Origin of the sequence: Daejeonella sp. (assembly GCF_030695525.1) — a bacterium.
Taxonomy (GTDB): Bacteria; Bacteroidota; Bacteroidia; order Sphingobacteriales; family Sphingobacteriaceae; genus Daejeonella.
This window is the reverse complement of record NZ_JAUYSS010000071.1, coordinates 21,819-44,679: the sequence shown is the minus strand read 5'-3', so window position 1 is coordinate 44,679 and position 22,861 is coordinate 21,819. Positions and strand designations below refer to the sequence as shown.

Here is a 22,861-nt window from a genome sequence, read left to right as displayed (position 1 = left end):
TATAAGTACTAAACTTGATAACTCCTGGCAACAGATAACTCGTAACAGGTAACAGATAACAGGCAACAGATATCCCGATTATGAAACAATATCACGAGTTGATGCAGCATGTCCTGCAAAACGGCACCCAAAAACACGACCGCACAGGAACCGGTACGATCAGTGTATTTGGCTATCAGATGCGTTTCAATCTTCAGAAAGGGTTTCCGCTTGTGACCACCAAGAAAGTGCACCTGAGGTCTATTATTCATGAGCTGATCTGGTTTTTGAGAGGTGAAACCAATATCAAATACTTAAAGGAGAATGGGGTTAGTATTTGGGATGAATGGGCCGATGAGAATGGCGAACTCGGACCGGTATACGGTTCCCAATGGCGTTCATGGCCTACTCCGGATGGTGGGCATATTGATCAGATCACACAGGTCATCAAACAGATTCGCAGCAATCCTGATTCAAGACGCCTGATTGTATCAGCATGGAATGTTGCAGAAATTGAGAATATGGCGCTTCCACCCTGTCATAGTTTTTTTCAATTTTATGTTGCAGATGGTAAATTAAGCTGCCAGCTTTATCAGCGAAGTGCCGATATATTCTTGGGTGTGCCATTTAATATTGCTTCATATGCGCTCCTAACCATGATGGTTGCACAGGTTTGCGGTTTGCAGGCAGGGGATTTTGTTCACACCTTTGGAGATGCACATCTTTACAACAACCATCTGGAGCAAACCAGACTACAATTAAGCCGGGAGTGTAAAGCACTTCCAATAATGAAACTAAATCCGGAGATTAAGGATATTTTTGAATTTAAGTTTGAAGACTTCAGTCTGGAGAACTATGACCCGCATCCCCATATAAAGGGAGCTGTAGCTATCTAATCTAAGCATATGAATATTAATCTGATTGTTGCCATTGACGAAAAGAATGGAATTGGCAAAAACAATCTCCTTCCATGGCATCTGCCGGCAGATCTTAAGCATTTTAAGACGATCACTACAGGCCATCCGATAATTATGGGAAGAAAAACCTTTGATTCTATCGGGAAAGCCCTGCCCAACAGAAGAAATATTGTAATAAGCAGGCAATCCGGGCTTAAAATACCTGGAGTTGAAATATGCAGTTCATTGAATAATGCCATTGAATTATGTAAGGACGAAAAAGATGTATTTGTTATTGGCGGGGCACAAATATTTGAACAGGCACTTCCTGTTTCTGATGTAATTTACCTGACAATCATTCATGAGGATTTTGATGCTGATGTATTTTTTCCTGAAATAAATATGGCTGGTTGGAAAGAGAAAGAAAAAATTCATCATGAACCTGATGAAAAGAACTTATATTCTTATAGTTTTATCAAATACAAAAAAGCCTGAATTTCGTCTGTAATTTTCTGTGTTAAAGAATTATTCCAAAAAACAAAAATTTAGTTAGCTTTGGCGTCTTAACCAAAATAGGCTTAAATCAACATTAATAGACAATTAAAATAAAATGCAAGGTAAAGGATTAGTAAAATTCGCAGCAATAGCTTTAACATTAGCGTGCTTGTATTCCCTCTCGTTTACGTGGATAGCGAATAAAGTTGAAAAAGATGCTCAGGAATTTGCAAAAGGTGATGCGTTAAAAGAGAAAGTTTATCTTGATTCGGTAGCCTCATTGCCAGTGTTTAACAGCCTGGGTTATATCACCTATCAGTACGCAAAAGAACGTGAAATTCCTCTTGGGCTTGACCTTAAGGGCGGTATGAACGTAACCATGGAGATCTCTTTGAGTGATATGGTACGTAACCTTGCAAATAATAGTACTGATGCCAATTTCAATGCAGCGATCAGAAATGCTGAGGCGGCTATGGCAACAGGTGAAAGTGATTTTATTGGCGTTTTTGGAAGAGAGTTTGAAAAAATTAGTCCTAATAGTAATCTATCCCCAATATTTGCAACCAAAGAAAATTCAGCAAACCTGAAGATTGATGCCAGCAATCAGGATGTTTTAAACTTCCTGAGAAAATCTGCTGATGGTGCGATCGATTTATCATTCAATATTCTTCGTACCCGTATTGATAAATTTGGCGTAACCTCTCCTAACATTCAAAAACAGCAGGGAACCAATCGCATCCTGATTGAATTGCCAGGAGTAACTGATCCTGATCGTGTGCGTAAATTACTCCAGGGTTCAGCCAAACTTGAGTTTTGGGAGACCTACGAGAATACAGAAATCTTTAGTTTACTTCAAAATGTGAACAGTATTCTTGCATCAACCATTAAATTAACTGACACAACGGATGCAAAAGTTGCTCAGGATACCAGCAAAAGTAAACTTGCAGCACTAGGCAAAAAAGACAGTTCTGCTGTTGACAGTGCGGCTGCCTTGAGTAAAGTACAAGCTGAACAGGCAAAACAGAATCCATTATTTGCCCTATTAATTCCGGCTACATTTCAGGGACAGGACGGTCAGGTTAATTTACGTCCGGGGCCGGTCGTTGGATTTGCGGCATTAAAAGATACAGCAAAAGTAAATTCATATCTTTCTTCAACGGCTGTCAGAGCGATTATTCCACAAAACATCAGATTATACTGGGGCGTTAAGCCAATGTCAGAAGATAGCAAGGTTTTTGAGCTTTATGCTCTTAAAACCAGCAATTTAGGCGGGGGGCCTGCCCTGGAGGGAGACGTGATCTCTGACGCACGTTCGGATTACGATCAGAAAGGCAATCCGGAGGTTGTAATGGTTATGAATGCTGACGGTGCACGTGCTTGGCGTACTATAACTGCTGCAGCATCAGCTGATCCAAACAATAAAAAAAGTGTCGCTATTGTACTTGACAATCTGGTCTACTCTGCTCCTACGGTTCAGGGAGAAATACCGGGCGGAGTTTCATCGATAAGCGGAAATTTTAAAGTTGAAGATACTCAGGATCTTGCAAACGTTTTGAAAGCCGGACGATTACCTGCACCTGCAAAAATTGTAAGTGATTATGTTGTTGGTCCTTCATTAGGAGCAGCTTCAATTTCATCGGGTTTAATTTCTACAATTGCTGGGGTAATCTTTATCCTCCTGTTCATGGCGATGTATTATAGTACTGCCGGATTAGTGGCAAACATTGCCTTATTAGTAAACTTATTCTTCTTAATGGGTGTACTTGCTTCTTTGGGTGCTGTATTAACCTTACCAGGTATCGCAGGTATAGTTCTGTCCCTTGGTATGTCAGTTGATGCCAACGTACTTATCTATGAAAGAATCAGGGAAGAGTTGGCATCCGGAAAATCTTCAAGGTTAGCAATTACAGAAGGATTTAAGAAAGCAATGCCTTCCATCCTTGACTCCAATATTACCACCTTCTTAACAGGGGTAATTTTGTATATTTTCGGACAGGGTCCAATTGTAGGTTTTGCTACTACGCTGATGATTGGTATTATCACTTCCCTTTTTGCAGCAATATTCATTTCAAGATTAGTATTTGAGTGGCTGCTTGATAGAAAAAAGCCGATCAGCTTCTCTATCAAAGCAACACAAAACTTATTTAAAGATTCGAAGTTTGACTTCATCACTGGCAGAAAACGGTTCTATATCCTTTCATCTGCGATAATTGTGGCCGGAATCATCTCTGCCTTTACTCAGGGTTTCAGCCTGGGAGTAGATTTTCAGGGTGGAAGGGCTTATTTTGTCGCATTCGAAAAACCGGTGGAAGTTGAAAATGTACGATCAATTTTAGTTGATGAATTCGGAACAGCAGTTGAAGTAAAAACCTTTGGTTCATCCAATCAGGTTAAAATCACTACAGCTTACCTTATCAATGACAATTCGGATGAAGCAAATGATCAGGTTAGTGCAAAACTGGCATCCGGCTTAACAAAGGTTAATCCGGTATATGAAATAATGGATTCACAGAAAGTTACGCCTACAATAGCCGAAGACATTAAAACTTCAGCTATCTACGCTACTATATTTTCTATTCTGGTTATTTTCCTATATATATTGGCGCGATTCAAAAGAATGGCATTTGGCTTTGCGGCGATTCTGGCACTCGTACACGATGTATTGGTATTGCTTGCGATCTTCACCATATTTAATGGCTGGTTACCTTTCTCATTAGACATCGACCAGGCATTTATAGCGGCGATATTAACTGTGATGGGCTATTCCATTAATGATACAGTAGTTGTATTTGACCGTGTAAGGGAATATATCGCGCAGCATCACTCCAAAAACGAGGACCTTCCATCTGTAATTAACAATGCACTGAACAGCACATTAAGCCGTACCGTGATCACGGGTATTTGTACTATCGCGGTATTATTGATCATCTTCATCTTTGGTGGTGAAATATTGCGAGGATTCTCTTTTGCAATGTTAATTGGTGTGATCTTCGGAACATATTCTTCACTGTTTGTTGCAACACCATTCGTTGTGGAATTCATTAAGGAAAAGGATAAAACAAAAGCCTAATATTCCCCTTTAAAGAAATATTTTTTAAGCATCCGCCCCTGGCGGATGCTTTTTTTGTTTTATAATAAAATTATTCAGATATTTGTCATACGAACAATAAGCATGGCAACAGAATTATTCAGCACCTATTCCTATCTGCTCGATCGAACGGCACGGAAAGTAAAACAATATGCCCAGCGTCGCTTTAATGCTTCGAACTACGACATCACTGTTGATCAATGGTTAATCATAAAAAACCTGAACAGCAATAACGATATGAATCAGAGCCAGTTAGCTGAGATAACAGGAAAAGATCATCCCACCTTAACCCGTATTATCGATCTCTTATGCAAGAAGGGCCTGACAGAAAGAAAGATCCAGCCGAACGACAGGCGATGCTTTACCATACATCTAACCGAACTAGGGAAACAGCGGGTTGCTGAATGGGGGCCGAATATGGCTGAGATAAGAATGAAAGCATGGCAGAATCTGACAGAAGAAGATTATAAGAATCTGAAGAGGATACTGGATACGATCTACACAAATCTGGACGAACAGGAGAAACTTTTACCCTAATTATAGACAAACAATATCACAATACAAATACAATGATTTCAACAGACATTTGCATAATCGGAGCCGGCCCGGTAGGACTATTTGCCGTATTTGAAGCAGGATTACTTAAAATGAGATGCCATTTGATTGACACCCTTCCACAGATCGGCGGTCAGTTATCAGAAATTTATCCGCAAAAGCCAATCTATGATATACCCGGATATCCTGAAATAAAAGCCCAGGAACTGGTTGAGCGCCTCATGGAACAAATTGCCCCCTTTGATCCCGGATTTACGCTTGGAGAGCGTGTGGAGTCTCTTGAAAAGCAGGAAGATGGTTCTTTTATAGTCGGAACCAATGATGGCACAAAAGTACATTGCAAGGTAGTGGTTATTGCCGGAGGTTTAGGTTGTTTCGAGCCACGCAAACCTGAAATTCAGGGCTTACTTGACTTCGAAGGCAAAGGTGTAGAGTACATGGTTAAAAAACCTGAAAACTTCAGGGACAAAAGAGTTGTTTTGGCTGGCGGAGGTGACTCTGCTCTGGACTGGACCATATTTTTGGCTGATATCGCCGAAAGGGTAACCCTGATCCACCGTGGCGACACTTTTAGGGGTGCTCCCGATTCAGCTGAAAAAGTTCATGAACTGGCCAGTAAAGGCAAAATCGATCTGATCCTGCAGTCAAACCTCTTGAGTGTTGGCGGTAATGGCAGCCTGAAAGAAGTATCCTTTGTTGGACGTGATCAGGTTACCAGAACAGTTCAAACAGATTATTTGATCCCTTTATTTGGATTAAGCCCGAAACTGGGTCCAATAGCCGGCTGGGGACTGAATATTGACAAATCTGCAATACTGGTAGATACATTTGACTATTCTACCAATGTAGAACGCATTTATGCTATTGGAGATATAAACATCTATCCCGGAAAACTTAAGCTTATTCTGTGCGGCTTTCATGAAGCAGCATTAATGGTGCAAAGTGCCTTCAAATATGTTTATCCAGACCAGAAATTAAGTTTTAAATACACGACAGTATACGGCGTGAACGCATTCTAAAATGATCAATATTACAATTGAAGACAGAAACGGGGATCGTCAGGATGTAGAGGTACCGGAAGAAATAAGCCTTAGTTTAATGGAAGTTTTGAAGGCATCAGATTATAACATCCTTGCAACCTGTGGCGGAATGGCTTTGTGTGCAACCTGTCATGTGCAGGTTCTCAAAGGCCTGGAAGATCTTCCGAATGCCGGAAATGAAGAAATGGACATGCTGGATACCTTACCTGATGCGGGATTTGACAGCAGACTTGCCTGCCAGATCAGAATTACCGAGAATCTTAATGGCATGATTTTTCGAATCAGAGGAGACGAACTTTAAGGCTATCAAAATAAATAAAACAAAAAAGACACTGCTATGGAAAAACCTATGAATAAATCAACTGCATTTCCCAGAGTAATTATTATAGGCGGTGGATTTGGGGGAATTGAAATAGCTAAACGTTTAAAAGACAAAGAAGTTGAAATTATTATGCTCGACAGGCATAATTATCATACTTTTCAGCCCCTCCTATATCAGGTAGCCACTGGAGGTCTTGAGGCTGATTCGATTGCATTCCCTTTACGAAGAATATTTAAAAATCAGAAAAATTTCACGTTCAGGGTAACCGAGGTTGAGCGCATTGAGCCTGAAAAAAAGATCGTCCATACATCAATTGGCGAAATTGAATATGATTTCCTGATTATTGCCACCGGTTCTGAAACGAATTACTTTGGTCAGAAGGAAATTGAACATTTTTCAATGCCTATGAAATCGATCCCGGAAGCTTTAAACCTAAGAAGTATGATTCTTCAGAATCTTGAAGAAGCATTAATTGAATCTGATCCGGTAAAAAAGAGTGCTCTCTTACAATTTGTAGTCGTAGGGGGTGGTCCTACAGGAGTCGAACTTTCAGGTTCTCTGGCGGAATTAAAGAAGCACGTACTTCCAACCGATTACCCGGAATTGCGGGTTGATGACATCAAAGTCTATCTGATTGAAGGCTCGCCTGAATTATTAGGCTCAATGTCAAGTCAGGCATCCCAAAAAGCAAAAGAGTTTCTGCAGACATTAGGGGTTGAGGTATTTACAGATCTGAGGGTTGAAAGTTATGATGGAAAAGTCATTAAGCTTTCTAACGGACAGGCGATTGACACTAAAAATGTCCTTTGGTCGGCAGGAGTAAAAGGTGCAACTCTTGAAGGCTTGAAATCAGAATCAATAACCCGGGGAAACCGGATCCTGGTAGATGAATTTAACCGTGTAATGGCAGAAGAATATATCTTTGCGATCGGTGATGTTGCCGCCTGCATTAGTCAGGAGAATCCTAATGGCTTACCTGGAGTAGCTCCCGTTGCGATACAACAGGGCACTCAACTGGCAAAAAATATCATCCATTTCATTAATAATGAAGAACCCGAGCCATTTAAATACTTTGACAAGGGTTCTATGGCCACTGTTGGCCGTAACCTTGCGGTAGTTGATATAGGAAAAATCCGCTTTCAGGGAATTTTTGCATGGTTTGTCTGGATGTTTGTACACCTGATGTCGCTGGTTGGATTTCGAAATAAAGTTGTCACCTTTGTGAACTGGGTCTGGAGTTATTTCAGCTACGACCGTGGAACAAGGCTAATAATCAGGAGATTCAACAGAGAATCGATGACGGAGGATACTTATTCCAAGTGAATCCTTCCGGATCGGGGTCCGGAAGGACAGGATTGTGATATTAGAACGTTTTATATTAAATTTTGGAATAAGATAAGGCTTCAATGACAAAACTGATCGAATGTCCGCGTGACGCAATGCAGGGAATCCATGATTTTATTCCCACCGAAATTAAGGCCGAATTTATCAATCTGCTTTTAGAGGTTGGATTCGATACCATCGATTTTGGGAGTTTTGTTTCAGAAAAGGCCATCCCTCAATTGATAGACACCAGCGAAGTATTAAATAAACTGGATCTCAGTAAGGGAAAAACAAAGCTTTTAGCAATTGTCGCCAATCTGAGAGGGGTTGAAGAGGCCATTAAACATCCGCAAATTACATACTTGGGATTTCCTTTTTCAGTTTCCGAAACATTTCAGCAGAGAAATACAAACTCCGGAATTGAAACATCCTTACTAATCGTTGAAAAATTACTTAATCACTGTGAAAAATCTAATAAACAAGCGGTTATCTATCTTTCGATGGGCTTTGGAAATCCCTATGGCGACCCCTGGAGTAATGATATTGTAGCACATTGGGCTCAAGAATTGGCAGAAAGAGGTGCCGGTATTATATCACTTGCTGATACAACAGGGGTTTCGAGCCCTGAAAAGATTAATTACCTATATCCACACCTGGTGTCCAGCTTCCCAAAAATCGAATTTGGGATACACCTTCACAGTACTCCTTCAACCTGGTATGAAAAAGTAGAGGCAGCCTGGGAAAGTGGCTGCAGACGATTTGACAGCTCGCTCGGAGGCTACGGAGGCTGCCCTATGGCATCCGACAATCTCACCGGAAATATTGCAACCGAGAGCCTCATTTCGTTTCTGGAAGCAAAAGGGGAAAATCATGGGCTGAATCTTGAAAAATGGGAAGAAGCAATTACCTATTCTAAGAAGGTATTTTATTAAATGAAAGTGGAGAGTGGAGAATGGAGAACCGATAGCACTCGGGTTGACAGTTGATAACGGTTTCCTATTTCAGCTTTAACCTTTCTGCTTTAAGCTTTAAGCTTTCTGCTTTAAGCTTGAAGGATCATTTTAAAATGCTGAATCCCAGCCTCTTCAAATTGTTCACCGGCCTTTTCAAACCCGAATTTAGCATATAATGGCATTGCGTCAAGTTGTGCGTGCAGATAAACATACTCAGCATCCTTAGGAAGGTCATTTAAAACCTTAGCCACCAGTGCCTGCCCCATTCCTTTTTCCCTGAATTCTTTCAACACGGCAAAACGTTCAAGCTTGTATCCATTTAGGGTTTTACGCCAGCGGGAAGCTCCTGCAGGAACACCATTGAACTTGCCCAGAAAATGAACAGACTCTTCTTCGAACTCCCATTCAAGCTCAGGAGGGCAATTTTGTTCATCAACGAATACTTTTCTCCGGATGGCAAACACCTGCTGAAGGTCTGTCTCGTTACTAACCCGTTCAACTATTATCTGATCTTCCATTTCCATGAAATAATTTATACTAATTTAAAGGGCCTTTCTCAACAGAAAAGCCCTTTAAATTAGTTTATAGTCTATCGTTGACGTTTATACAATTAAGATCATCAAAGGCCTGAGTCAGCCTTTTAACAAAATTTTCCTCCCCTTTTCGAAGCCAGACACGCGGATCATAATATTTTTTATTAGGCGAGTCCTCCCCATCCGGATTGCCTATCTGACTTTGGAGGTAAGCTTCTTTTGATTGGTAATAATCTTTTATACCTTCCCAGAATGCCCATTGCATATCGGTATCAATATTCATTTTAATAGCTCCATAGGATATCGCTTCCCGAATTTCTTCCTGTGAAGATCCTGAGCCGCCATGGAATACAAAATTTACAGGTTTCTCTGTGCTGATATTAAACTCAGAACGAACAAAATCCTGGGAGTTCTTCAGAATAACCGGTTGTAATTTCACATTGCCAGGCTTATAAACACCATGGACATTTCCAAAAGCTGCAGCAACAGTAAATTTCTCACTGACAGTACTTAGTTCTTTATAAGCATAAGCAACTTCAGAAGGCTGAGTATATAATTTAGAACTGTCAACATCACTGTTATCCACACCATCCTCTTCTCCGCCGGTTACCCCGAGTTCAATTTCAAGCGTCATCCCCAGGCCTTTCATACGGCTTAAATACTTTTTACTGATCTCAATATTCTCTTCAATCGGCTCTTCCGACAGGTCGAGCATATGTGAGGAATATAGTGGTTTACCAGTTTGAGCAAAAAAACGTTCCCCATGATCCAATAGTCCATCAATCCAGGGTAATAGTTTCTTAGCAGCGTGGTCTGTGTGTAAAATCACGGCCACTCCGTAATGTTCAGCGAGAAGATGTATATGTTGTGCCGCTGATACTCCCCCAAGTATACATGCATTTAAATTATCATTTTTCAGTGACTTCCCGGCGTAGAACTGTGCCCCACCATTTGAAAGCTGAATTATTACCGGAGAATTGACAGACTTAGCTGTCTCCATTACTGCATTGATCGAATTTGTACCAATTACATTTACTGCTGGCAGGGCAAATTGATGTTTTTTGGCCACTTCAAATAATTCCTGAACCGCATCCCCATGCAAAACACCCTTAAATTCTTTTAAATTCATGATTTTAATTTTATGTACGATGATCGAAATTATGAAAAATAGGCTCAAAATCAAGCAATAAGCTTAATAATTCTATACCATGAATGATAAGTTTAATTCTATTATTATGATGGGCATTGCTTTCTTAAAATTTTTGTTTCTTTGTAGGCTATACACACATCCGAAATGGCCTGGTTTAAGAGAGAAAAAAAGGGGATTATAACTTCCACAGAGGAAAAAAAAGAGACACCCGACGGGTTATGGAATAAATGTCCTTCATGTAAAAAACCTCTGCATTACGCAGAACAGGTAGAAAATAAATACGTTTGCCAATACTGTGCCTACCATTTGCGCATAGGTTCAAAAGAATATTTTGAAATTCTATTCGACAATAATGAATTCACTGAATTATTTCCCAATATACGATCAGCTGATCCCCTGAATTTTACCGATACTAAAAAGTATACCGACAGACTGGAAGAAAGCTATGCTAAAACAGGATTAAACGATGCCATACGCTCTGCCACGGGTAAATTAGCAGGGCAGGGTCTGGTCATTGCCTGTATGGATTTTAATTTTATTGGGGGATCGATGGGTTCTGTTGTTGGTGAAAAAATCGCCCGTTCTATTGATTTCAGCATCAAGCATAAGATTCCATTCATGATGATCTCAAAATCGGGTGGTGCAAGGATGATGGAGGCTGCATTTTCACTGATGCAAATGGCCAAAACTTCCGCGAAATTAGCACTGTTGAGCCAGGCAAAAATTCCCTATATTTCATTGCTTACAGATCCGACAACAGGCGGAGTTACCGCTTCTTATGCGATGCTGGGCGACATTAATATCTCGGAGCCTGGCGCTTTAATAGGCTTTGCAGGTCCCAGAGTAATCAAAGAAACCATAAAAAAAGATCTTCCCAAAGGCTTCCAAACATCAGAATTTGTACTGGAGCATGGTTTTTTGGACTTTATTGTTGACAGAAGGCAAATGAAAGCGAAACTGGGATCATTTTTGAAAATGCTGGCGTAAAGAGGCCTATTGGTATAGCCTTATCGCTGAATAGCCCGGTGCTTTAGCTCCGGATAAAGATCCGGTTTTCATTCCGGGCTTCAGCCCAAAACCTAAACGAACAGAACGGAACAAATACTGGTGCTTTAGCACCGAAATACCGATATATTATCCACATTTACCATTTTCTAACCCGAATTTTTAATATTACAGCACTTCCAAATATTGTAGTCTATGGGCTTAAGCCCGAAAACGAACATACCCGTTGACGAAAGCTGGAGCCTATTGAGCAACCGTACTGGTGTCATCTCATAAATACTTTGATTAATACATTGGATTACTAAGAGGCTAAAATAAAATTAGAGTTTACCCGTGACAATGAAAGGGTGAAATTATTGAAACTTAATCCTTCAATTAATGAGTCAAATAACGCTAAGAACTTAATTCTTCATAAGCCGCAGTCAAACTTCTTTGAATTCCTTGTCCCTGAAAATCTTCTGCACCGGGAATTGTTTGGGCTTTTAATATATCATCTTTAGATTTTCCAGCTTTAATCTCATTTTTCACAAAAAGAAGCAGCTTTTCAAGGTAGTTCTGCATAGCTCTAATTTCCTCTTTGCCACCTGTAACTTTTGCAGGATCTGCAGAATGGCCGAAAACAAATAAGGTATCTTTATCGAATTTAGCAATGGTTTTATCCAGTACATTCACCCAGCTTTGAATGTTTGCACCCCCAGCTCTGTCAACAAAAGGAAATCTTTTATTGAACATCAGATCTCCCATATGAGCAATGTTTGCATGCTCAAAATGCACAATTATATCCCCATTGGTATGTCCTGCACCAAAATAATGCGCCTGAATACGTTCAGAACCAAGTTTAACTTTCCAATTATCCTGAAATACAGTATCAGCAAATAATTGCTTGTCTTCAGATTTCTGAGTTGCGGCCGTTTTCCTATGGTTCGCAAGACAGTTAATATGTCCAACTACCTTCTCAGCCAATCCCTTAAAGGCAAGATTTCCACCCGTATGATCTCCGTGATGATGGGTATTGATCACATAATTCAATGGTTTTGACGAAATTTTCTTTAGTTCTGCTATCAGATGAGTTGCCGGATCAACAAATTGTGTATCGACTACTGCCATTCCCGAATGATTTGATAACCAAGCTATAGTACCTCCCTGCTCAGTAAATATCCCCACATCATTTCTTAAAGGGGTAAATTTATAGGCAGGCTGCCTTAAAAAATTAGCCAGAGTTTTATTATTCGCAATGGCCAACATAGCCAATGAGAGACCAGTACCTTGTAAAAAAATTCTGCGTTGCATCAACAATCAAATTAAATAATCCTAAATATAAAAAAATCCCGCGGCTGCGGGATTTAAAACTTACATCGTTCCGGGTTCATGATTGAATCCGATGGAATGATGATTGACACGCCCATGGGAATGCTGACTGAAACTGTATCCCCGTACCAAGCCTGTAGTGAAATGCTTTTCATGTGATGGCTTTGTCTGCTCATCTTTAGGAATACCTTTAACAGAATGTTTGGGAACATGTTTTTTAGCCATGATTTCCTCCTTTTTCTAAAGTATTTAATCAATTTACGAAAAATCGATAATAAAAGCAAATTGATACGATGTTTAGACTCAGTGTTCAAGATTAAACCTCAACATGGCAAAGCTCTTTTAGCTTCAAGACTACATAATCTATCTCTTCCCTGGTATTGTATTTACTAAAAGAAAAGCGTACCGCAGGTCGGTTTGGATTGGCATGAATTCCGTTCAGAACGTGTGAGCCTATATTGGTGCCCGAACTGCAGGCACTTCCACCCGAAGCGGAAATTCCCGATATATCCAGGCTAAAGAGCAGCATATCAGCCATCTCCATTTCCGGAAAAGAAACATTCAATACTGTATAAAGACTTTTTTCAGGATCTGTTTCCCCATTAAACCCAATTCCGGGTATATTTTTTATTAATTCCTGCATCATATAGGATTTAAGTCCCTGAATATATTCCTGATGCTCATTCATGTCTTTATAGGCAATTTCAAGTGCTTTTGATAAACCTGCTATACCATATACATTCTCTGTTCCACCCCTCATGTTTCTCTCCTGAGAACCTCCAAAAATCATCGGATTGATTTTAATCTTGTGGTTAATATATAAGAAGCCTACTCCTTTTGGTCCATGAAGTTTGTGCGCTGCACAAACTAGAAAATGAACCTTCAGCTTGCTAAGATCATGTGGATAGTGTCCCATGCTCTGTACGGTATCACAATGAAAGATTGCATTATACTTTTCACATAATTCCCCTACCAGTTCAATATCAGTCAATGTTCCCAATTCATTATTAGCATGCATCAGGGAAACAAAACTGCGTTCATTTGAGTTCAGAAGCTCTTCAAGATGCTGGTAATTAATAATTCCCTTTTCATCTGTATCAACATAACTCAACCTGATCAAACCACTATTTTCAAGTGCTTGAAGGGTATGCAAAACAGCATGGTGCTCAATAGTACTGCTAATGGCATGTTTGATACCATGATCGATAATACCGCAACGAATCGCCATGTTATCTGCTTCTGTACCACCTGAAGTAAAGAAAAATTCGGATGGTGAGGCATGCAGAAGGCTTGCAATACTTTTTCTAGCCTTTTCGATCAAAGTACGTACTTCGCGCCCATGAGCGTGAATGGAAGAAGGATTGCCATAGTGACTTTCCATTACCTCATAAATCGTATTCAGTACCTCTTTGTCTAAAGGGGTAGTGGCGGCATTATCCAGATATACACGCATTTTAATAAATTATTCAACAGATTAAATTAATTACAGCAACCTCGGTAAAAGCAGATGTAAAACATTAATGTTTGTAGTATTCAACAGATTAATGACTTTTTTTAATGGACAGACTATTCAGTTAAACGCAAAATTTCTTTTATATCTGATATGATTTTCTGGGCGAGGTATTCAGCACCTGTTTCGGAACTACTCTCTGAATAAATTCTGATTATAGGTTCAGTATTCGATTTTCGTAGATGTACCCATTGTTTATCAAATTCTATTTTTAATCCATCAATAGTGCTGTGGGGCTGCTTCTTGTATCTCTTTTCAACATCTCTTAATAGGGAATCGATATCCATTTCCGGGGTAAGTGTGATTTTATTTTTTGAAATATAATATGCAGGATAAGAAGCTCGCAGCACCGAAACAGGTTGCCTGCTTTTTGCAAGATGAGTCAAAAATAAAGCAATCCCGACCAGGGCATCCCGGCCATAGTGAGATTCAGGATAGATCACCCCTCCATTTCCCTCTCCTCCAATAATTGCCTGGGTTTCTTTCATTTTGTTGACCACATTTACTTCACCTACAGCAGCAGCATGATAAGTTCCGCCTGCAGATTCAGTAACATCCCTTAAAGCACGGGTTGAGGATAAATTGGAAACCGTATTCCCGGGGGTATGTTTGAGAACATAATCTGCAACCGCAACCAGCGTATATTCCTCTCCAAACATTGATCCATCCTCACATACGAAACATAATCTATCAACATCAGGATCCACAGCAATACCAAGGTCGGCCTTTTTGGCCACTACCAGACGTGAAAGATCAATCAGATTTTCAGGTAATGGTTCAGGATTGTGGGGAAACTCACCATCAGGTTCACAGTAAAGTTCAAAAATGGTCTTTACACCCAGCGCTTTTAGAAGTGCGGGTACAAATATCCCACCTGAAGAATTTACACAGTCAATTGCTATTTTAAAATTGGCATTTCGAACAGCTTCTGCATCTACCAGAGACAATTCCAGTACCTTATCTATATGCTTTTGTAAATAGCTGTCGTCATAAGTAACCTTACCCAATGCACCAACATCCGCAAATTCAAAATCACTCTCCTCTGCCATTGATAAAACTAATTGGCCCTCCTGATCAGAAATAAATTCTCCTTTTTCATTCAAAAGCTTCAGGGCATTCCATTGCTTTGGATTATGACTGGCAGTCAGAATGATACCACCTCCCGCATTTTCATCGGGCACCGCTACTTCAACCGTTGGTGTGGTTGACAGGCCCAGATCGACCACGTCAATTCCTATGCTTTGCAGAGTACCAACCACCAGATTACGGACCATTTCGCCCGAGATTCTGGCGTCTCTGCCAATAACTACCTTATTCTTGCCTGTACTGGCTTTGACCCAACGGCCATAAGCTGAAGTAAATTTCACGATGTCAGTTGGTGTCAAACCATTTCCTGCCAATCCACCTATTGTACCCCTGATTCCGGAGATTGATTTTATTAAAGCCACTTTAAAAAATTATTGAGCAAAAATAACAATTACATCCAATTCATAACTGTAAAACAGTAAATGTATATATTTGCCTCCATATCCTGTGATCTGCATATGCCAAAGAAGTGGTTTCAAAACTGGTTTAATTCTCCTTATTATCATATTCTGTACCATCAGCGCAATGATGAAGAGGCTGAATTTTTTATAGATAATCTATGTGCCTACCTTAAACCAACCGCAAACTCCAATTTACTTGATATTGCTTGCGGAAGGGGAAGACACTCAGTATATCTCAACAAAAAAGGATATAATGTGACTGGAATTGACTTGTCGGTATCCAATATAAAGTTTGCCCAGCAGTTTGAAAATGAGAAACTTCAGTTTTATGTGCATGATATGCGGTATCCGTTTTACATCAATTACTTTGATATTGCGTTCAACCTTTTTACCAGTTTCGGATACTTTGAAGCAGAAAAAGATCATATTAATGCCTTAAAAACTTTCAGAAAATCATTAAAAAAAGGGGGTATTCTGGTACTCGACTATTTGAACAGCTATAAGATCTTGCATCATCTTACTAATCAGGAAGTGAAACATGTAGATGGAATTGATTTTTATATCAGCAAAAAAATAGCTGATGGCAAGATAATAAAAAGCATTTCCTTTGAACATAAGAATAAAGATTATTCATTTAAAGAAGAAGTAAAGGCATTTACTCTGGCCAACTTTGTACATATGTTCGAAAAAAGTGGCTTTAAAATATTAAATCATTACGGAGATTATTCTTTAAATCCCTACAACGAATTCAAATCAGACCGTCTGATATTTATTTGCCAGAAAGACAATGCTTGAACAGATTATCCAGTTTGATCAGAATTTATTCTTTGGCATCAATCAGGGGCTGAGTAATTCCTTCTTCGACTGGCTGATGCCGGCTTTGAGAAACCGCTTCTTCTGGACTCCCCTATATTTGTTCATTGTAATTTTTTTAGTCAGAAACTATCGTAAAAAAGGCTGGTATATTCTGTTATTTGCATTCTTATGCTTTGGACTTACAGATTATATTTCATCCTCCGTAATAAAGCCCTCAGTTGGACGCTTAAGGCCCTGTAATGACCCTGAGATTAAAAAAGATGTCAGAAATCTCATTGCCTGTGGAACCGGGTACAGCTTCCCCTCATCTCATGCGGCTAACCACTTTGGACTTGCTGTATTTCTTATCCTCGTTTTCTATTATAAATGGAAGTTAATTCTACCTGTAGGCTTATTCTGGGCCATCTCTGTAAGCTTTGCCCAAATCTATGTCGGTGTCCATTTTCCTCTTGACATCCTGGGAGGAGCAATTCTGGGTTCTATGATCGCATATATAATGTATACCATATTGCTGGTGAATAAATCATTTAAAGAATGGGGACCTGGGAATTAATTTTGCTGTTCAGCAGTTCCATGCTGGGTGGACTGGGGATCTTTCTTCTAAAGACGGATAACACCAACCGTTTGAAACTGGTATTGTCTTTTAGTGGCGCCTATCTGTTTGCAATCACAATTTTACACCTTATGCCGGATGTTTATCATTCCGGAAACCCTGAGATTGGTTTATACATCCTGGGAGGCTTTCTGCTTCAGATTGTGATGGAGCAATTTTCTGAGGGAATAGAACATGGACATATCCATAAACACCATCATCAACAATATGTTTTTCCGATTGGGATTATGGCAAGTTTATGTTTACATGCCTTTCTGGAAGGGATGCCTTTAGCTCAGAAACAGCATAATGAGCTTGTTTTTGGAATTGCGCTTCACCATATACCGGCTGCATTCGCATTGGGTAGTGTACTGATGCAGAATAAGTTAAGTAAAACAAAAATAGTAGGATTACTTATTCTATTTGCTGCGATGAGTCCGATGGGCTATTGGCTTAGCTTTGAGATTGGAAGAGGATCAATAGGCAATATAGATGCATACTTTGATCGCATTATGGGAGTTGTTATTGGTATATTTCTACATATTTCAACTACCATTTTATTTGAATCGAGCGTGGATCATAAATTTAACCTGAAGAAGATGGTTGCCGTGCTGTTTGGAATTGGTATTGCCCTGATTGGGTTTTATTTACACTGATTAAGCTTAAAGCAGTAAGCTTAAAGCCGAAAGCAGGAATTTACATTTTTGTGTAAAATATGTTATATTGAAGGTTCAACTCTCAACTCTCAACTCTCAACTAAACCCTACCCCCTCATCTTATCCAGCAGTCCACTTAAAGTATTGGCCTCCTCATCACTCAGATTTTTGGAAAGCAAATCCTTCAAAGAGACTTCACTATCAAGTTTTTGCAGGATATCCAAACCTTTCTGACTAATCAGGATGTCCACTGCTCTTCGGTCCTTATTGCTGACACATCGTTTAACAAGGTCCTTCTGTACCAGACGCTCAACAATTCTGGAGGCATCAGACATTTTATCGAGCATACGTTCTTTCAGAATGTTAATTGTTGCCGGATTTGGGTACTGGCCTCTTAAAATTCTCAAAATATTGTATTGCTGGAGCGTAATACTGTGTTTATTGAGCTTTAATCTGAGTAAATTGGTTATGCATCCGTAAGTATATATCAGGTTTACAACCACTTTCTGATGATTATCCTCAAATTTCTTGTTGTAAATTTCCTTTTCTATTTCCATTTTGACGCTTATTACATTGGCTGGCTTACAGTGAGTGTTAAGACCAAAAAGGTGTTCAAAATTAATAACAAATTATTTAACCTTACCCTTTATTTTTATATCCTGCCCATATTTCCAGGGGCAATTCAAACACTTATTCTTACAGCAATATCCTCTTTTTAAATGGTACTTTTCTGTAAACACGAGATTACCCTCTTCGTTGATGTAATAGTCTACATTTTCAATCAGCATGATTAAGCAATTTTACAGTTAACTGATCCTTGAAATAAGATTTCAAATATTTCCCATTACCATGAAGTGTCCAAATCTCAGTAGGCTCAACTTGCTGGATCATGCTAAGAATATCATTCCAGTCTACATGATCTGAAATCAAAATTTTTAAATCGTTGTTTACCTGCAAATTCATCCATCCAGATGCGAATGCCCTGACCACATTCTTTGCCCTGATATAGCTATTAAATGTTAGTGGAGGCACAATATAAACTATATTCTGATCTGGTTTCTTCATTGGCTTACGGGTATAAAGCTCATATTTACCCGGGTAAAAGCCAAATTGCTCGTAGATCTTATTCAATCCAAAAATAGAATGGTGTACCAGCACCTGACGCTGCGGACAATGATCAGAAATCAGACTAATAAGCCTTTGTGCTTTACCCAATGAATAGGCTCCAAGTAAAACATTATGATTGAATAAATTCAGTTTTTTGATTTCATCAACTGCCGGAGGATGTTGAACAGCAGGATCCGCAAAAGTAGATTCGGTAATCAAAACATCTGCTTTGAAAAACTCTATTTTCTCACAGGTAGCATCATACTGTAATTTATAATCGCCTGTATATAAATATTTCATGCCTTTATACTCCATAAGTACCTGGGCTGAACCCAGAATATGCCCGGCTGGAATGAAGCTGATTGATACTCCATTTAAATTAAATGATTCAGACCAATTAAAAGTCCGGATATTGTTACCGGCACTCTTTTGATACCTGTGCTGCATAATCGCAGCAGTTGCAGGGGTGCAATATACATAGTCGTTGCCTCTAACAGCATGATCGCCATGTGCATGTGAAATAACAGCATGCTTAGAAGCCTCTTTGGGATCCAGGTAAAAGTCCCCATAGCGACAATACAAACCACGCTCGTTAATGGCCAAAAAATCGGCAATAATCATATCAGGATTCAATCTTCAAAAACTGCTGATGCAATTCAATAATTTGGGGTATCAATAATTGCTTTTCATCATTATTCAGAATATGATCCGCATACTTCATTTTCTGTTCATCACTAAACTGCCGGTCCATTCTCAATTGAATATCTTCAGAACTAATCCCGTCTCTGGCTTTCACCCTGCTTATTCTGGTTTCAATAGGTGAGATTACAAGTATCGACTGATTACACATTTTATAGGCATCACTTTCATATAACAAAGCTGCTTCCTTAATCACATATGGCGCATTCTTATGACCTGATACCCAGGTATCAAAGGCTCTGAAAACCGCCGGATGTACCAGAGCATTCAATTTCTCTAATTCAAGCTTATCATTAAAAACTATGGATGAAATATAAGTTCTGTTCAATTCCCCTTTGCTGGTATAAGAATTCGCTCCAAATGCATCAAGAATACCGGATTTTAATGCCTGGTCGGTGTGCATTATGGACTTGGCGACATCATCAGCGTAAAATACAGGAACATTCAACAGCTCAAATACTTTACAAACTGTTGTTTTACCACTTCCTATTCCCCCTGTTATACCAATTTTCAGCATCATTTTTGAATGATAAAATCCAAGGTTTGAGGTTCAATTTTTACGAGTTGGGAAAACTCCGGAATACGTATAATTCTAACCGGTAACTGGGTATATCCTTTAAGCTTCCAGTTGTTCAGGTCAACTAGCATTTCAAAATCACTTTTGTCTGTTTCCTGATATTTACCCAAAGGACTAAGAATAGTAACACTTACTTTATCGGGTAATAGTTTTACATTCCTAAACTCTTTATTGTTCAAAATCTTAACAGGTATTTCAATTACCTTCTCAGTAAATTCATCAATATTTATACCGAGATCAACAATGCCTGGATGTATCGTAATATTTGCCTTATCTGGCCGCTTCAATTTAATTTTCATATTTAAGCTTTCACTTACTCCCTTCAAACTGAGTTGTTCTGTTTCCCAGCTATTTATGTTCGCAAGTTCTTTTACAGGCCCTGTAATGGTAATAAATTGGGGATTAATCTGAACCGAGTCAGCAATACCAAACTGTGCTTTAAATTGAATATCCTGTTTCAATATCACAGGAATTTTCTTAACGGTGCTGGAAGAAAAATCAAAATAAAGTGTATCAGGATGAATATAAACAACTTTCTGTGTTGAACCTACCTGATTATTGATCATTTGAATCTGATTAGAAAGCTCAATAAAAGCCTGGCTTTGTAGTTCTTTCAATTTAATATCAACAGACTGTGGATTGATCCTTAGTTTAGAAAACAATAATTGCCATCCCGTCCCTTCAACCTGGAGACTGATGGTATCTGACTGAAGTGGATGAAAGGCTCTGTTTTCAGGAAGATCAACAAAACGAACCAGTGTGTCAACCTTGTAAACATACCTGTTAGAAAGTGCAAAAAACAACCATGCTCCAACTGCCATTAAAAGGCAGAGGATAAACAGGGAAATCCTGCGTCTTTCGATTTTCGTAAATTTAATTAAAGGCATATCAGATGATTAATCAAATTTAGTCAAATAAAAACGCCGCTTCAACAATGGAGCGGCGTTCATATTAAATTAACAAAATTATTTAGCAGCGGACTGACTAAGGGCTTTTGAAGATTCCAGAGAAACAGAAGATTTCTCAAAACGAATCTTTGTACCGCTCTCCACTTCGATTAGAAATGTGGTATCGTTCAAGTCAACAATTTTACCATGTATCCCGGAGGTTGTGATCACTTTATCCCCTTTTTTTAATTCTTCCACAAACTTTTTATGATCCTTTGCTTTCTTCATCTGCGGGCGTATCATAAAAAAATAAAACACCACAATTATAAGTAGCATTGGTAAAAACTGGCCGATTTGTTGCATGTCCATATTGATATTGATTAAAATTGATTTCTATTTTTTTTCTGCTGCCTCAACCATTCCAAGTATATTTAGTTCGGTTAGGGATGGAATTGTATTGGCTGTAAGACTTACTATTTTGTTTTGCATACCCGGCTTTCCGGCACTGTCAAAAACCACACGAATAACTCCTTCAGCACCCGGAGCAACAGGCTCTTTTGGGTATTGAGGCACTGTACAACCGCAGGTTGCAGTTGCACTACTTATAATTAAAGGTGTATTACCTATATTCTTAAATTTAAAATCGTAGGTAACAACTTCCCCATCGTTGATTTTACCAAAGTCATAAACCTCTTTTTCGAATTTGAATGCAGGTGCATTGGCAGTATCTATTGCCGCAATTTCACTTGTTTCCTTTGAGTCGGCCGTGCTTTCAACTGATTGTTGATTATTGCATGCTGCTAAAACCACCAGACATGCTATTGATAAAAAAATTTTTCTCATTTTTTTTATAGTTGTTGTTAATATTTATACTGTACAAAATAACATTTATAAGGCGGCTTAAAAAAAATTATTCCATTAATCCGCGTCCTGACTTATGAACCTTTCCTGAAGTTTTCAAGTCCGCCAAAATTTTATCTAAAATACCGTTTATGAATGAATTACTCTTAGGCGTACTGAATTCTTTTGCAATTTCAATGTATTCATTCATGGTGACCTTGACAGGTATTGAAGAAAAATGAATAAGCTCAGTAATGGCCATCCTCATCAACAGGGTATCCATCACTGCAATACGCTCTGAATCCCAGTTTTTTGTCTTTTGTGCAATCATCTCCTGATATTCAGATTCAAAAGCGACCACCTTTTTAAACAGATCCAGAATATAAGGACGGTCCTCATCCCAGTTTGAACAAACCTTGGCAAGTTTATTCTCTAAAGGATCTTCACTCGAAAAGTTCTTAAATGTTTTAGCTACCAGAGCCTGGAGCACTTCCTTATCCACCGGCCAGTTAATGAACTTTTCCTCGAAGACCTGCTCAATACCCGGTGATTTAAGGATGAGTTTTTTAAAGATATACTTGATTATATCCTTGTCTGACTGGATAGTGTGTACCGGAAGATTATTAAATGAGACATATTCAGGCGAATTCTTTAAAGCAATGAATATTGATTTACTCACTTCAGGATCAAAATTCCAGGAAATCTTATACTTTTTGACAGCCGCAATATATTCGGAATTCTGCTTTAATGAATTGATAAAGAGATTATTCTCTAATTTCACACTGGCATTAAGATCAGCTTCAGAGGGTAAATGTTTGTTGGCCCGTTCATCTGCATCAATGATACTGTAATCTGCAACCTCAATTAATAGTGAAAGTAACCAGAAATACATCTCATGTACCTTATCTACACTTTGTAAAAGCGCCTTTTCAAAAGGCAATACTTCCTTTACCTCTGATTGCTGGTAGGAATACAATACCTGCAATGCTTTAACCCTCAGATGCCTTCTATTTAACATGTATAAGAACGATTTTTTATTTTTG

At 39.0% G+C, this 22,861-nt stretch carries 26 protein-coding genes; 12 read left to right on the top strand and 14 right to left on the bottom strand.

The annotated features are described in order from the left end of the window. Positions 1–80: 80 nt before the first annotated feature. The 8 genes from Q8S11_RS16970 to Q8S11_RS16935 all read left to right on the top strand — a co-directional run bounded on the left by Q8S11_RS16970 (position 81) and on the right by Q8S11_RS16935 (position 8,630). Positions 81–875, top strand: coding sequence for a thymidylate synthase (locus tag Q8S11_RS16970; RefSeq protein ID WP_305663315.1), 795 nt, complete (start codon positions 81–83; stop codon positions 873–875). Between the two features lie 9 nt (positions 876–884). Next, positions 885–1,370: a dihydrofolate reductase gene (locus tag Q8S11_RS16965; RefSeq protein ID WP_305663314.1), complete on the top strand. Its 486-nt coding sequence runs from the start codon at positions 885–887 to the stop codon at positions 1,368–1,370. A 115-nt stretch (positions 1,371–1,485) separates the two neighbouring features. After that, a complete protein-coding gene (gene secDF / locus Q8S11_RS16960; RefSeq protein WP_305663313.1) occupies positions 1,486–4,440 on the top strand; it encodes a protein translocase subunit SecDF in 2,955 nt (984 codons plus the stop codon). A 102-nt stretch (positions 4,441–4,542) separates the two neighbouring features. Then, positions 4,543–4,995, top strand: a complete 453-nt coding sequence (locus tag Q8S11_RS16955) for a MarR family winged helix-turn-helix transcriptional regulator (RefSeq protein WP_305663312.1) — start codon at positions 4,543–4,545, stop codon at positions 4,993–4,995. Positions 4,996–5,027: 32 nt separating this feature from the next. Beyond that, positions 5,028–6,032, top strand: a complete 1,005-nt coding sequence (locus Q8S11_RS16950; protein ID WP_305663311.1) for an NAD(P)/FAD-dependent oxidoreductase — start codon at positions 5,028–5,030, stop codon at positions 6,030–6,032. A gap of 1 nt (position 6,033) precedes the next feature. Beyond that, on the top strand, positions 6,034–6,354 hold the full coding sequence (locus Q8S11_RS16945) for a 2Fe-2S iron-sulfur cluster-binding protein (protein WP_305663310.1): 321 nt from the start codon (positions 6,034–6,036) through the stop codon (positions 6,352–6,354). Between the two features lie 36 nt (positions 6,355–6,390). Then, positions 6,391–7,698 (top strand): NAD(P)/FAD-dependent oxidoreductase, encoded by a 1,308-nt coding sequence (locus Q8S11_RS16940; RefSeq protein ID WP_305663309.1) that lies wholly within the window; start codon positions 6,391–6,393, stop codon positions 7,696–7,698. Between the two features lie 83 nt (positions 7,699–7,781). Continuing rightward, positions 7,782–8,630 carry a hydroxymethylglutaryl-CoA lyase gene (locus Q8S11_RS16935; RefSeq protein WP_305663308.1) on the top strand — a complete coding sequence of 283 codons (849 nt, stop codon included), beginning with the start codon at positions 7,782–7,784 and terminating at the stop codon, positions 8,628–8,630. A 110-nt stretch (positions 8,631–8,740) separates the two neighbouring features. On the opposite strand, the gene Q8S11_RS16930 is transcribed toward Q8S11_RS16935, so the two are convergent. Then, on the bottom strand, positions 8,741–9,169 hold the full coding sequence (locus tag Q8S11_RS16930; RefSeq protein ID WP_371135200.1) for a GNAT family N-acetyltransferase: 429 nt from the start codon (positions 9,167–9,169) through the stop codon (positions 8,741–8,743). A gap of 64 nt (positions 9,170–9,233) precedes the next feature. Continuing rightward, positions 9,234–10,313: a class II fructose-bisphosphate aldolase gene (fbaA, locus tag Q8S11_RS16925; RefSeq protein ID WP_305663306.1), complete on the bottom strand. Its 1,080-nt coding sequence runs from the start codon at positions 10,311–10,313 to the stop codon at positions 9,234–9,236. A gap of 165 nt (positions 10,314–10,478) precedes the next feature. Here fbaA and accD point away from each other — a divergent pair, with 165 nt between their 5' ends. Then, entirely contained in the window at positions 10,479–11,321 is an 843-nt protein-coding gene (gene accD / locus Q8S11_RS16920; RefSeq protein ID WP_305663305.1) for an acetyl-CoA carboxylase, carboxyltransferase subunit beta, read from the top strand. Between the two features lie 411 nt (positions 11,322–11,732). Here accD and Q8S11_RS16915 read toward each other — a convergent pair whose 3' ends face one another. The 4 genes from Q8S11_RS16915 to glmM form a co-directional block, all read right to left on the bottom strand. Continuing rightward, positions 11,733–12,629 carry an MBL fold metallo-hydrolase gene (locus tag Q8S11_RS16915; protein WP_305663304.1) on the bottom strand — a complete coding sequence of 299 codons (897 nt, stop codon included), beginning with the start codon at positions 12,627–12,629 and terminating at the stop codon, positions 11,733–11,735. Between the two features lie 60 nt (positions 12,630–12,689). Further along, positions 12,690–12,872, bottom strand: coding sequence for a hypothetical protein (locus Q8S11_RS16910; protein ID WP_305663303.1), 183 nt, complete (start codon positions 12,870–12,872; stop codon positions 12,690–12,692). Positions 12,873–12,963: 91 nt separating this feature from the next. Then, on the bottom strand, positions 12,964–14,100 hold the full coding sequence (locus Q8S11_RS16905; RefSeq protein WP_305663302.1) for a cysteine desulfurase family protein: 1,137 nt from the start codon (positions 14,098–14,100) through the stop codon (positions 12,964–12,966). A gap of 113 nt (positions 14,101–14,213) precedes the next feature. Further along, positions 14,214–15,605, bottom strand: coding sequence for a phosphoglucosamine mutase (gene glmM / locus Q8S11_RS16900; RefSeq protein WP_305663301.1), 1,392 nt, complete (start codon positions 15,603–15,605; stop codon positions 14,214–14,216). A gap of 60 nt (positions 15,606–15,665) precedes the next feature. Between glmM and Q8S11_RS16895 the strand changes: the two genes are divergently transcribed. Genes Q8S11_RS16895 through Q8S11_RS16885 form a run of 3 tightly spaced genes read left to right on the top strand, consistent with a single transcriptional unit; the run spans position 15,666 to position 17,708 of the window. Next, a complete protein-coding gene (locus Q8S11_RS16895) occupies positions 15,666–16,439 on the top strand; it encodes a class I SAM-dependent methyltransferase (protein ID WP_371135198.1) in 774 nt (257 codons plus the stop codon). Next, positions 16,432–17,013: a phosphatase PAP2 family protein gene (locus tag Q8S11_RS16890; protein WP_305663300.1), complete on the top strand. Its 582-nt coding sequence runs from the start codon at positions 16,432–16,434 to the stop codon at positions 17,011–17,013. Before Q8S11_RS16895 ends, Q8S11_RS16890 begins: the two co-directional genes overlap by 8 nt. Then, positions 16,995–17,708 (top strand): ZIP family metal transporter, encoded by a 714-nt coding sequence (locus tag Q8S11_RS16885; protein WP_305663299.1) that lies wholly within the window; start codon positions 16,995–16,997, stop codon positions 17,706–17,708. The genes Q8S11_RS16890 and Q8S11_RS16885 overlap by 19 nt, the downstream gene beginning before the upstream one ends. Before the next feature lie 107 nt (positions 17,709–17,815). On the opposite strand, the gene Q8S11_RS16880 is transcribed toward Q8S11_RS16885, so the two are convergent. The 8 genes from Q8S11_RS16880 to nusB form a co-directional block, all read right to left on the bottom strand. Next, the gene (locus Q8S11_RS16880; protein ID WP_305663298.1) at positions 17,816–18,265 is read right to left on the bottom strand and encodes a MarR family winged helix-turn-helix transcriptional regulator; all 450 of its coding nucleotides are present in this window, start codon (positions 18,263–18,265) and stop codon (positions 17,816–17,818) included. A gap of 72 nt (positions 18,266–18,337) precedes the next feature. Next, complete coding sequence (locus Q8S11_RS16875; RefSeq protein WP_305663297.1) at positions 18,338–18,496, bottom strand: DUF5522 domain-containing protein; 159 nt, start codon at positions 18,494–18,496, stop codon at positions 18,338–18,340. Then, positions 18,486–19,436 carry an MBL fold metallo-hydrolase gene (locus tag Q8S11_RS16870; RefSeq protein WP_305663296.1) on the bottom strand — a complete coding sequence of 317 codons (951 nt, stop codon included), beginning with the start codon at positions 19,434–19,436 and terminating at the stop codon, positions 18,486–18,488. The genes Q8S11_RS16875 and Q8S11_RS16870 overlap by 11 nt, the downstream gene beginning before the upstream one ends. Position 19,437: 1 nt before the next feature. After that, positions 19,438–20,034: a dephospho-CoA kinase gene (coaE, locus tag Q8S11_RS16865; protein ID WP_371135197.1), complete on the bottom strand. Its 597-nt coding sequence runs from the start codon at positions 20,032–20,034 to the stop codon at positions 19,438–19,440. Next, on the bottom strand, positions 20,031–20,978 hold the full coding sequence (locus tag Q8S11_RS16860; protein WP_305663295.1) for a YbbR-like domain-containing protein: 948 nt from the start codon (positions 20,976–20,978) through the stop codon (positions 20,031–20,033). Before Q8S11_RS16860 ends, coaE begins: the two co-directional genes overlap by 4 nt. Before the next feature lie 78 nt (positions 20,979–21,056). Next, on the bottom strand, positions 21,057–21,347 hold the full coding sequence (gene yajC / locus Q8S11_RS16855) for a preprotein translocase subunit YajC (protein WP_305663294.1): 291 nt from the start codon (positions 21,345–21,347) through the stop codon (positions 21,057–21,059). A 24-nt stretch (positions 21,348–21,371) separates the two neighbouring features. Then, on the bottom strand, positions 21,372–21,821 hold the full coding sequence (locus tag Q8S11_RS16850) for a DUF1573 domain-containing protein (RefSeq protein ID WP_305663293.1): 450 nt from the start codon (positions 21,819–21,821) through the stop codon (positions 21,372–21,374). A 67-nt stretch (positions 21,822–21,888) separates the two neighbouring features. Further along, a complete protein-coding gene (gene nusB / locus Q8S11_RS16845; RefSeq protein WP_305663292.1) occupies positions 21,889–22,836 on the bottom strand; it encodes a transcription antitermination factor NusB in 948 nt (315 codons plus the stop codon). Positions 22,837–22,861: the final 25 nt, after the last annotated feature.

Excerpts from the sequence above, each read along its gene's own strand:
- Q8S11_RS16970 (WP_305663315.1), top strand. The coding sequence starts at position 81 with ATGAAACAATATCACGAGTTGATGCAGCATGTCCTGCAAAACGGCACC.
- Q8S11_RS16965 (WP_305663314.1), top strand. The coding sequence starts at position 885 with ATGAATATTAATCTGATTGTTGCCATTGACGAAAAGAATGGAATTGGC.
- secDF (WP_305663313.1), top strand. The coding sequence starts at position 1,486 with ATGCAAGGTAAAGGATTAGTAAAATTCGCAGCAATAGCTTTAACATTA.
- Q8S11_RS16955 (WP_305663312.1), top strand. The coding sequence starts at position 4,543 with ATGGCAACAGAATTATTCAGCACCTATTCCTATCTGCTCGATCGAACG.
- Q8S11_RS16950 (WP_305663311.1), top strand. The coding sequence starts at position 5,028 with ATGATTTCAACAGACATTTGCATAATCGGAGCCGGCCCGGTAGGACTA.
- Q8S11_RS16945 (WP_305663310.1), top strand. The coding sequence starts at position 6,034 with ATGATCAATATTACAATTGAAGACAGAAACGGGGATCGTCAGGATGTA.
- Q8S11_RS16940 (WP_305663309.1), top strand. The coding sequence starts at position 6,391 with ATGGAAAAACCTATGAATAAATCAACTGCATTTCCCAGAGTAATTATT.
- Q8S11_RS16935 (WP_305663308.1), top strand. The coding sequence starts at position 7,782 with ATGACAAAACTGATCGAATGTCCGCGTGACGCAATGCAGGGAATCCAT.
- Q8S11_RS16930 (WP_371135200.1), bottom strand. The coding sequence starts at position 9,169 with ATGGAAGATCAGATAATAGTTGAACGGGTTAGTAACGAGACAGACCTT.
- fbaA (WP_305663306.1), bottom strand. The coding sequence starts at position 10,313 with ATGAATTTAAAAGAATTTAAGGGTGTTTTGCATGGGGATGCGGTTCAG.
- accD (WP_305663305.1), top strand. The coding sequence starts at position 10,479 with ATGGCCTGGTTTAAGAGAGAAAAAAAGGGGATTATAACTTCCACAGAG.
- Q8S11_RS16915 (WP_305663304.1), bottom strand. The coding sequence starts at position 12,629 with ATGCAACGCAGAATTTTTTTACAAGGTACTGGTCTCTCATTGGCTATG.
- Q8S11_RS16910 (WP_305663303.1), bottom strand. The coding sequence starts at position 12,872 with ATGGCTAAAAAACATGTTCCCAAACATTCTGTTAAAGGTATTCCTAAA.
- Q8S11_RS16905 (WP_305663302.1), bottom strand. The coding sequence starts at position 14,100 with ATGCGTGTATATCTGGATAATGCCGCCACTACCCCTTTAGACAAAGAG.
- Q8S11_RS16895 (WP_371135198.1), top strand. The coding sequence starts at position 15,666 with ATGTATATATTTGCCTCCATATCCTGTGATCTGCATATGCCAAAGAAG.
- Q8S11_RS16890 (WP_305663300.1), top strand. The coding sequence starts at position 16,432 with ATGCTTGAACAGATTATCCAGTTTGATCAGAATTTATTCTTTGGCATC.
- Q8S11_RS16885 (WP_305663299.1), top strand. The coding sequence starts at position 16,995 with ATGGGGACCTGGGAATTAATTTTGCTGTTCAGCAGTTCCATGCTGGGT.
- Q8S11_RS16880 (WP_305663298.1), bottom strand. The coding sequence starts at position 18,265 with ATGGAAATAGAAAAGGAAATTTACAACAAGAAATTTGAGGATAATCAT.
- Q8S11_RS16875 (WP_305663297.1), bottom strand. The coding sequence starts at position 18,496 with ATGCTGATTGAAAATGTAGACTATTACATCAACGAAGAGGGTAATCTC.
- Q8S11_RS16870 (WP_305663296.1), bottom strand. The coding sequence starts at position 19,436 with ATGATTATTGCCGATTTTTTGGCCATTAACGAGCGTGGTTTGTATTGT.
- coaE (WP_371135197.1), bottom strand. The coding sequence starts at position 20,034 with ATGATGCTGAAAATTGGTATAACAGGGGGAATAGGAAGTGGTAAAACA.
- Q8S11_RS16860 (WP_305663295.1), bottom strand. The coding sequence starts at position 20,978 with ATGCCTTTAATTAAATTTACGAAAATCGAAAGACGCAGGATTTCCCTG.
- yajC (WP_305663294.1), bottom strand. The coding sequence starts at position 21,347 with ATGGACATGCAACAAATCGGCCAGTTTTTACCAATGCTACTTATAATT.
- Q8S11_RS16850 (WP_305663293.1), bottom strand. The coding sequence starts at position 21,821 with ATGAGAAAAATTTTTTTATCAATAGCATGTCTGGTGGTTTTAGCAGCA.
- nusB (WP_305663292.1), bottom strand. The coding sequence starts at position 22,836 with ATGTTAAATAGAAGGCATCTGAGGGTTAAAGCATTGCAGGTATTGTAT.